This is a genomic window from Salinarimonas ramus (assembly GCF_014645695.1).
GTDB lineage: Bacteria > Pseudomonadota > Alphaproteobacteria > Rhizobiales > Beijerinckiaceae > Salinarimonas > Salinarimonas ramus.
Genome location: NZ_BMMF01000050.1, coordinates 1 through 560 on the forward strand (window position 1 = coordinate 1; position 560 = coordinate 560).

The following is a 560-nucleotide window of genomic DNA, read 5'->3' on the forward strand; positions in this document are numbered from 1 at the left end:
TGCATGACGAACGAGCCGAAGCCGCCGATCGAGCCCTCCTCGATCGTGATCAGCACCTCGTGCTCGCGCGCGAGGCGCGCGATCAGGTCGAGGTCGAGGGGCTTGGCGAAGCGTGCATCCGCCACCGTCGTGGAGAGGCCGCGCGCCTCGAGCTCCTCGGCCGCCGCGAGCGCCTCCGCGAGGCGGGTGCCGAGCGAGAGCAGGGCGACGCGGGTGCCCTCCTTGACCACGCGGCCCTTGCCGATGGGAAGCGGCACGCCGCGCTCGGGCATCTCGACGCCCACCCCCTCGCCGCGGGGGTAGCGCAGCGCGATCGGCCCCGTGTCGTGCGCGGCCGCGGTCGCCACCATGTGCACGAGCTCGGCCTCGTCGGCCGCGGCCATGATGGTGAAGTTCGGCAGGCAGCCGAGATAGGCGACGTCGAAGGAGCCCGCATGCGTCGGCCCGTCGGCGCCCACCAGCCCCGCGCGGTCCATGGCGAAGCGCACGGGCAGGTTCTGGATGGCGACGTCGTGGACGATCTGGTCGTAGGCGCGCTGCAGGAAGGTGGAATAGATCGC

At 72.5% G+C, this 560-nt stretch carries 1 protein-coding gene; it reads right to left on the bottom strand.

The annotated features are described in order from the left end of the window. Positions 1–560 (bottom strand): transketolase C-terminal domain-containing protein (locus tag IEX89_RS24180; protein ID WP_280513941.1); only part of this gene is annotated, 560 nt, incomplete at both ends.